Raw genomic sequence first — 8,069 nt, 5'->3', positions numbered from 1 at the left:
CCCAGCGGCGGCGGCGGCCCGGGCGGTGGCGGTGGTTGCGTGCCCGGCGTTGGGTGTGGCGGCTGGCCGTGATCGGCCAGCGCGGCTGAGCTAGTCACGGGTTCGCTGGCCGCGGGTTGCCCGGCGGGTTTAGGGTTCGGACAACTCGACTGCTAAGGGAGCTCACGTGGCCAAGCTCAGATTTGGGTATTTCATCGCACCGTTTCACCGCGCGGGCACCAACCCGACTCTGGCGTTGCAGCGAGATCTCGAATTCGTCCAACACCTCGATGCGCTCGGCTTCGACGAGGCGTGGATTGGCGAGCATCACTCGGCGGGCAGCGAACTCATCGCCTCGCCGGAGATCTTCATCGCCGCCGCCGCGGAACGAACCAAGTGGATCAAGCTCGGCACCGGGGTCATCTCGCTCGCCTACCACAACCCCCTCTGGGTCGCCGACCGGTTGATGATGCTGGATCACCTCACCCACGGCCGGGTCATCGGTGGCGTGGGGCCGGGCTCGCTCCCCACCGACTCGTCGATGATCGGCCTGACCCCGACTGACACCCGTGAGCTGCTGGAAACCAATCTCGACATCGTCGTTCGGCTGCTAGCGGGGGAGACGGTCAGCGCAAAAACCGCCACGCATCAACTGTTCGACGCCCAGCTGCAACTCTCTGCGTACTCCGACGGCGGCATTCCGTTGGCGGTGGCCGCGGTCGCCTCGCCGACGGGCGCGCGGCTGGCCGGCAAGCACGGAATCGGCCTGTTGTCCATCGGCGCGACGCTGACTATTGAGGGCTTCAATGCGCTTCAGTATCACTGGGACATCGTGGAAGAGCGCGCGGCGGCATTCGGTACCCAGGTCGATCGCAAGAATTGGAGCCTGGTCGGGCCGTTCCACATCGCCGAAACCGAAAAGCAAGCCCGCGAGGACGTGAAATTCGGCCTCGAGTCATGGTTCCGGTACTTCCAGAAGGTGGCCGCGTTCCCGCAGATGACCATGCCGGGTGATCAGATCAACGAGATGATCGACGTCATCAACGACAACGGGGCGGGTGTGATCGGCACACCCGAGCGAGCGCGGCAACAGGTGCAGCGGATGTGGGATCAATCCGGCGGGTTCGGCTGCATGCTGCAGATGGCTCACGAATGGGCCAACCCGGCGGCGACCAAACGGTCAGCCGAACTGTTCGCCGCCGAAGTGATGCCACATTTCCAGGGTCAGGCGCAGCCGACGCTGGATGCCGCCGCGCGTGCCAGCGAGGCACGGGAAGGCCTCGCGGAGTCGCAGAACCAAGCCGTCGCGCACATGACCAAGAAGTACCAGGACGAAATCGGTTCGAAATAACCAACTTTCGCGAGAACGTTGCGCGGTTCAGCGACCGCGAAAGCGCGGCTCCCGCTTCTCGACGAACGCCAGCGCCGCCTCACGGTGATCGTCGGTAAGCCCGGTGTGGATGTGATGCGTGACCTCGAGGTCCATGCACTCCTCGAGGCTTCCGTGTACCGCCCGGTTGAGGTTCTCCTTGATGTAGCGGTAGGTGATCGATGGACCCTGGGCCAGCCTCCGGGCCCGGTCCATCACCTCCTTCTCGAGGTCGCCCGCCTGGAACACCGCGTTGACCAAACCCAACCCCTCGGCCTGACCCGCCGTTAGCCGCTCCGAGAAGTAGTACAGCTCCTTGGCCTTGGCCGGGCCGACCAGCCTGGTCAAAAACCAGGTTCCGCCGTAGTCGCCGGCAAAGGCGACGCGGGCGAACGCGGTGGTGAAGATGGCGGTGTCGGCCGCATACCTGAGATCGCACGCCAAGGCCAGCGCCAACCCCGCGCCAGCCGCCGGGCCGGGGACCTGGGCGATCGTCGGTTTGGGCATCCGCCACAGCTTCCCGCTTGTCGCCTGCTGGTTCAGCCGCTGGCGGTGGATCGCGACGTCCACCGGTACGGACGGTCCGCCTGAAGATCCGCGGTCCGCCATGGCCTTGACGTCGCCTCCGGCCGAGAAGGCACCACCGGCTCCGGTCAGCACCACGCACCCGACCTCATCGCTGACTTCAACCTCGGCCAGGACTCGCCCCAACGCCGCGAGCATCTCATCGGAGAAGGCGTTCCGCCGCGAGGGCCGATTCATGGTGATCACCGCCACGCCTTCGTCGACCTCGGCCAGGAGGTCTTCGGATCCTGTATCGAGGGCCGTCACGGCGCACCCACCACGAAACGAACTCCGGCTATCTCGGCGACCGGCCCGTCACCGTCGGCCAAGCCCCCCAGGCCCGGTGTCAACCAAACTTCGGTGATGCCTTCGCCCCTGCCGTCCGCCGCCGAGACGAACCGCAAAGCTTGGCCGGCCGAGTCCAGCCGGACAACGACTGCCCCGCCGTCTACCTCCGCGTCGAGCCCAAGAACCCCGGCCCACCGCTGAGCCGCCGCGGCCGGTTCTTCCACCGCGACAGTGATGCCCGCGATGCCGCCGGCCGGGTGATCGGGCGCGGCCCCCGTCCATGCTGGTCCTGCCCAGCGCCACGAGCCGGTGGGCGACGCCCAGTCGAGGGACACGATCGCCCCGGGGATGTCCTTGGGGTGCAGGTGGGTGCCGGCGATGTCCTCGAGGTCAACCTTCCAGACCACGCGGACTCCCAGATCCACCACCCGCCGGCGAGCCTCTTCGAGCGAGGGCATCTGGAATATCGCCATGTAACCGCTGTCCGACCCGCGGCGAGCCAGGTAGCGTCCGGCGGTGGTATCGGGCTGCGCGGGAGAGACGACTTCCACGAAGGTGTCGCCCACCGGAAACACCGCGTTGACCAGGCCGAACTCGCCGACCCCCGGATCATTGAACGGGTTCGGCCAGCCAAAGGTCTGCTGGAGAGCAGCGGCGGTCTTCTCGCAATCGTGGGCAACTAACGCCACCTGGCGCAGACGAGGACCGGTCAGTGAATCGGGCATAAACACCCTCCAATGGCAACGACGTAGGACCACCGTACGCGGGTTCGCCTGCACGGCAAGCTGTTTCCGGCCGTTCGCCGGAACGCGAGTACAGTGACTCCGATGGCCGTCGTCCCGTCCAACGAGCGGATGATTGCCGGGGTCGCCGCCGCATCCGTTTCGCTCGGCGTGGCCCAATTGGTGGGCATCCCGTTTGGTGCGCGGGCCGATGCCCGCAATGCGATCAGCTCAACGGTCGTCGACCTGACGCCGGGGCCCATCAAGGAATGGGCGATTCAGACCTTGGGCTCGATGGACAAACCCTTCCTTGCCGTCGTCGTGCTCGTGGTGATCGCCGCGATCGCTGCAATCGCCGGGACGTTCGAGACTCGGCGCCGCCCGCTCGGTAGCGTCGCAATCGCCGCGGCGGGCGTTCTCGGATGCATTGCGGTGCTGTCGCGACCGGGCGGCACAGCCGTCGACGTCATCCCCACTGTCGCGGGCGCCGCGTGCGGCGTCACGACGCTGCGCTTGCTCACCCGTCGATTCCTGGGAGACCCGGAAGACAACGTCGAACACGACCAGCCGGATTCCGGCCGGCGCAGGTTAATCATGCTCGGGTTGCTCGGATTCGGAGTGGTGAGCGGCGTGGCCGGTGCCGTCATCACGCGGTTGGCGCATTCGGTGGCCGCTGACCGCAACAGCTTCGCACTTCCCCGACCGCGCATGCCGGCGCCACCAATACCTGCTGCAGTGCAGCCGAACGGCGTTGCGCTACCAAGCTTTATCACCGCCAGCGCCGACTTTTACCGGGTGGACACCGCACTGAGTATTCCCCAACTCAGCCACGGCGACTGGCGGCTGCGCATCCACGGCATGGTGGATCGCGAAGCGACCTACAGCTTCGACGATCTCGCCCACTTCGGCGTCGTCGAAATGGTGATGACGTTGACCTGCGTATCGAATCCTGTTGGAGGCGAACTGATTTCGACGGGAGTATGGACGGGCTACCGGGTGGCCGATCTGCTGGCAGCGGCCGGTGTGCATGCGGATGCCGATATGGTGCTCTCGACCTCGATCGACGGGTTCACCGCCGGCACGCCCGTGGAGGCGCTCACCGATGGCCGCGACGCGCTCCTGGCGGTCGGACTCAACGGTCAGCCGCTGCCAATCGAGCATGGCTACCCGGCCCGGCTGGTGGTGCCCGGGCTCTACGGGTACGTGTCGGCCACCAAGTGGGTCGTCGAGATGGAGCTAACCCGCTTCGACAGAGCAAAGGCGTATTGGACGCGGCAGGGCTGGGCACCGCGTGCACCTATCAAGACCGAGTCGCGGATCGACGTGCCGAAAGATGGTCAGAAGGTGCCGATCGGACCGGTGGTCTTTGGCGGTGTCGCGTGGGCACAGAATCGTGGCGTGGGGGCGGTGGAGGTCCTTATCGACGATGGCGCGTGGCAGCCCGCTCTACCGGGCGCGAGCTACTCCAACCAGACGTGGCGGTTGTGGAGCTTCCCCTGGCAGGCGAAAAGCCCTGGGAAACACACCATCACCGTGCGCGCCACCGACAACACCGGCGCTGTCCAAACTTCAGCTCAGGTTGGTCCCGTGCCAGACGGCGCCACCGGCTGGCACACGGTGGACTTCACCGTGGCGGGAACGTAAAGCGCTATTTCGACGAGAGCTTCCGCCAACTGAACACCGCGATAACGAGGCCGACCAGTACGGTGATCGGACCGATGATTGACCAGGTCGTTGTGTTGCTCATCGGGCTACCACCAAGCACTCCGAATCCTTGGAGCGCCCAGATCACACCGAACAATGCGAGGAGCACACCGAACGCCAATGTAACGACGAAAGTCCTTCTCATACACGGATCGTATGCGCCGGAGAGCGGATGCGGTTAGACCGATTGCAGGATCACGGTCGCGACCGCCAGGCCCAGGCCGATCACCGCCGGAGCCGTATCAGTGGCGCTGTCGGATGCGCGTCCGTGAAAAACGATGGCGCCCAACGTAAGTAGACAAAGCCCGATGGCGGCGGCGACGCCGATCGGCGCCCAGGCCAGACCCACCAACACACCGGTGACGCCGGCCAGCTCGAGCAGCCCGATCACGCGCCATTGCGCGGGCTTAACGCCGAGATGGTCGCGGATCGCCAGCGATTGCCGGGCCCCGAAAAGCTTGATCAGACCGGCAAAGGCAAAAAGCGCGGCGAGCAAGGCCGTAACGATTACTTCGGCAATCATCACCACACCGTAATACTTGCGCTGCGTCTGTCAGCCCTGAAGTCCAGTCGCAGCCGCAAACGCACGGAGTTCGCGCCCGATGTCGGATCCAGCTGGCTGATATACGAGTTCGGTGACACCAGCTGCGCTTAGCCCGGCCACGCGCTCCGATACCTGCTGCGCTGTCCCCACCAAAGCCGTGGCGCTGGCCAACGGAATCAGGTTGCCGACGTGTGGCTCGTCCCGTGGGTTGGCCTTGACCAGATGTCCCTCGTGGATTGCGAGATGCCGCTCGGTCTCCGGACAGGCCTCGATCGCTTGACGCCACTCACGCCCGCCCGGCAGCCTGTCAACTGCGGTAGCGCCCCCGCGCTCGTAGGCGGCGTGATACATCACCACCGCTCCAGGTGCGGCGGCGTCGACGACCCGAGCAGAGGTCAGCTGCTCGCCCTCGTCGAGCACGGTGCCGAATGACAGCAGCGCCCTCCAGTCGGCCACCTTGACCGCATCGGGTTGGGGGACGGCGGCGGAGAACACGCCCTCACCGAGTTCGGCCGCCACCGCCAGGCCCTTCGGGCCGTCCGCGCCGATCAAGATCGGGATGTTGACCGGTCGCGCCGCACCGAAGCCGGGTAGCTGCAGCATGCGAATTTTCGCGCCATCCCATTCGCTTGTTTCGCCGGCCAGTAGAGCCTTCAAGCATCGGACGTATTCAGCGACCTGGCGCCACGGCATGGGCTGCATGCCCAGCGCGAACCGGCCGGTGAAGCCCGAGCCGACCGCTACCGCGACGCGACCCGGCGCTTGGTCTGCGAGCTCGGCGATGGCGGCGGCGTTGACCATGGGGTGGCGCAAGCTGGGAACGAGCACGCCCGGCCCGAGGCCGATGCGCGACGTGCGTTCGGCACAACGGGAAAGGATCATCCACACGTCGGAAAGGATCGCGGGGGAGTCATAGAGCCACGCTCGCCGGTAGCCGAGCGTTTCGGCAAGCTGCACATGTGCCGGGGTATCGGACGAGGTCGCGAACGCGCAAGAGATGTCCATTCTCCGACCCTATTGCGCGTCGTCGGCGACCAGGCCTTTGACCTGCCGGTAGTAGATGATCTTGCCGCCGCCGGCCCAATTGCCTTCGGGGATCTCGTGAATCAGCGTCCAGACCTGCAGGGCCCGTGGGCCTTCGGGGTCAATTCCCGCCGCGGCGCACACGGCGGCATGCACGTCAGCCGCGAGCTGTTCCCTGCGATCTTGGGACAGTGCGCCTTCGAACACCGTCATCTCGATGCGGAATCGAGGCTCGCCCGAGCCGCGGCCGCCCACCAACTGGGCGTCCGCGTCCGACGGGTGCAGGTAGACCAGCGTGTTCTCTCGCAGAAATGGGGTGTCCGGGGCTCGTTCGGCCCGCAGCAGCGCCGTGACCAGCTCCTCGGTCAGCTGTGCCAGCGCGGGGTCGTCCAATGAGCCATGCACGTAAGTCAAATCGATCATCGGCATTGCATCACCTCGGCGTTGAAGGTCGGCCTGCGGTCAAGGGTATTAAGGTTTGGGCGACTCCAAGAGAGCATGCGTCGACAAGGGGCAACAGATGGAGGGAATGGCCGAGCTGATACCGGTGCTGCCCGCACACCGCTTCGATGAGGCGGGTTTGGCGCGGTATTTGCATGGGCGGCTGCCGGGTTTCGACGGTCAGCTGGAAATTCGTCAGTTTCAGGGCGGGCAGAGCAACCCCACCTATCATCTGCGCACTTCCGGCGGTGAATACGTACTGCGCAAGAAGCCACCGGGCAAGTTGTTGCCCCGCGCGCACGAGGTCGAGCGCGAACACCGCGTCATGGCAGCATTGGCCGAGACCGATGTGCCGGTGCCGCGCATGCAGCTGCTATGTCAGGACGAAACCATCATCGGCACACCGTTTTTCGTGATGGATCACGTTAAAGGTCGAGTTTTCCCCGACCGGGTGATGCGCGAATGTACTCCCGAACACCGTGCCGCCGTCTACGAGGACCTGGCCCGCGTGCTTGCGGCACTGCACCGGGTCAATTGGCGCGAGGTGGGACTTGACGGGTTCGGCCGGCCCGAGGGCTATATGCAACGTCAGGTGGCGCTGTGGACCCGACAGTGGCAGGCGGCCCGCATGGAGGACATGCCGGCGATGGACCTGTTGGCCCAGTGGCTGCCAGACCACCTGCCGCCGGACGACGCACCGGCCTGCATCGCCCACGGCGACTATCGGCTGGGCAATGTATTGCTGCACCCGACCGAGCCGCGAGTGGTAGCGGTGCTGGACTGGGAACTCGCCACGATCGGCAACTCGCTGGCCGATCTCGGCTATTTCTGCGTGACCTACCACGTGCCGCCCGGACCCGGTGGCATGACCGGAGTGCTCGGCGAGAACCTCGCTGGCACCGGACTTCCCGACCAGCAGACCTTTGTCGAGAGCTACTGCGCGCATGCGGGCCGCACGCCGCCGGAGTCGCTTGACGTGTTCGTGGTGTTCTCGATGTTCCGGCTCGCCTCCATCACCGCGGGGGTATGGCGTCGGGGAGTCGAAGGCAACGCCGCCGACGCGCGCGCCAACACCACCGAATATCGCGAGCGCTATCGCGGTATGGCCGAGACTGCATGGGAATTGGCGCAACGGTTGACCGCCTGAGCGAATTTATTACAGACCGACGAAGTAGAAGCCCAGCAGCAGCGCGAACAGCCCGAGTACCCATCCGCTGGTCGTGGCCTTGAGCCAGACGGGTGCGTAACGGACTTCCATGAAATGCCGGATCACCATGTGCGCTTTGAATGCCGCGATCAGCAAAACGACGGTCGTGACCGTGGTGTTGATCTGGTGGGAGGCTCCGCCCTCGGCGGCGATCAACGATGACGCGATGGTGACCGCGGTGAGCAATGCCCACACGATTGTCAGTGGATTGCGGATCAGTGACGTCAT

Annotated in this window: 10 protein-coding genes; 3 read left to right on the top strand and 7 right to left on the bottom strand. The window is 65.5% G+C overall.

What is annotated here, in order from left to right:
* Positions 1–166: 166 nt before the first annotated feature.
* The gene (locus WB785_RS07375) at positions 167–1,330 is read left to right on the top strand and encodes an LLM class flavin-dependent oxidoreductase (RefSeq protein ID WP_424078178.1); all 1,164 of its coding nucleotides are present in this window, start codon (positions 167–169) and stop codon (positions 1,328–1,330) included.
* A 27-nt stretch (positions 1,331–1,357) separates the two neighbouring features.
* On the opposite strand, the gene WB785_RS07370 is transcribed toward WB785_RS07375, so the two are convergent.
* Positions 1,358–2,179: an enoyl-CoA hydratase-related protein gene (locus WB785_RS07370; RefSeq protein WP_424078177.1), complete on the bottom strand. Its 822-nt coding sequence runs from the start codon at positions 2,177–2,179 to the stop codon at positions 1,358–1,360.
* Positions 2,176–2,925, bottom strand: a complete 750-nt coding sequence (locus tag WB785_RS07365; protein WP_424078176.1) for a VOC family protein — start codon at positions 2,923–2,925, stop codon at positions 2,176–2,178. The genes WB785_RS07370 and WB785_RS07365 overlap by 4 nt, the downstream gene beginning before the upstream one ends.
* A 102-nt stretch (positions 2,926–3,027) precedes the next feature.
* On the opposite strand from WB785_RS07365, the gene WB785_RS07360 reads away from it, so the two are divergent.
* Positions 3,028–4,566, top strand: a complete 1,539-nt coding sequence (locus WB785_RS07360) for a molybdopterin-dependent oxidoreductase (protein ID WP_424078175.1) — start codon at positions 3,028–3,030, stop codon at positions 4,564–4,566.
* A gap of 4 nt (positions 4,567–4,570) precedes the next feature.
* On the opposite strand, the gene WB785_RS07355 is transcribed toward WB785_RS07360, so the two are convergent.
* The 4 genes from WB785_RS07355 to WB785_RS07340 are packed head-to-tail and all read right to left on the bottom strand — an operon-like array spanning position 4,571 to position 6,622.
* On the bottom strand, positions 4,571–4,771 hold the full coding sequence (locus tag WB785_RS07355) for a hypothetical protein (protein ID WP_424078173.1): 201 nt from the start codon (positions 4,769–4,771) through the stop codon (positions 4,571–4,573).
* Between the two features lie 33 nt (positions 4,772–4,804).
* Positions 4,805–5,122 (bottom strand): DoxX family protein, encoded by a 318-nt coding sequence (locus WB785_RS07350; protein WP_424078172.1) that lies wholly within the window; start codon positions 5,120–5,122, stop codon positions 4,805–4,807.
* Between the two features lie 57 nt (positions 5,123–5,179).
* Positions 5,180–6,175, bottom strand: coding sequence for an LLM class flavin-dependent oxidoreductase (locus WB785_RS07345; protein WP_424078170.1), 996 nt, complete (start codon positions 6,173–6,175; stop codon positions 5,180–5,182).
* Between the two features lie 9 nt (positions 6,176–6,184).
* Positions 6,185–6,622 carry a tautomerase family protein gene (locus WB785_RS07340; protein ID WP_424078169.1) on the bottom strand — a complete coding sequence of 146 codons (438 nt, stop codon included), beginning with the start codon at positions 6,620–6,622 and terminating at the stop codon, positions 6,185–6,187.
* Between the two features lie 91 nt (positions 6,623–6,713).
* Here WB785_RS07340 and WB785_RS07335 point away from each other — a divergent pair, with 91 nt between their 5' ends.
* Positions 6,714–7,781 carry a phosphotransferase family protein gene (locus tag WB785_RS07335; RefSeq protein WP_424078167.1) on the top strand — a complete coding sequence of 356 codons (1,068 nt, stop codon included), beginning with the start codon at positions 6,714–6,716 and terminating at the stop codon, positions 7,779–7,781.
* A 9-nt stretch (positions 7,782–7,790) separates the two neighbouring features.
* Here the strand turns inward: WB785_RS07335 and WB785_RS07330 are convergent, their stop codons facing one another.
* Positions 7,791–8,069 carry a cytochrome C oxidase subunit IV family protein gene (locus WB785_RS07330; RefSeq protein WP_424078165.1) on the bottom strand — a complete coding sequence of 93 codons (279 nt, stop codon included), beginning with the start codon at positions 8,067–8,069 and terminating at the stop codon, positions 7,791–7,793.

Origin of the sequence: Mycobacterium sp. (assembly GCF_049585075.1) — a bacterium.
Classification (GTDB): Bacteria; Actinomycetota; Actinomycetes; order Mycobacteriales; family Mycobacteriaceae; genus Mycobacterium.
This window is presented reverse-complemented; position numbering and strand designations above follow the sequence as displayed.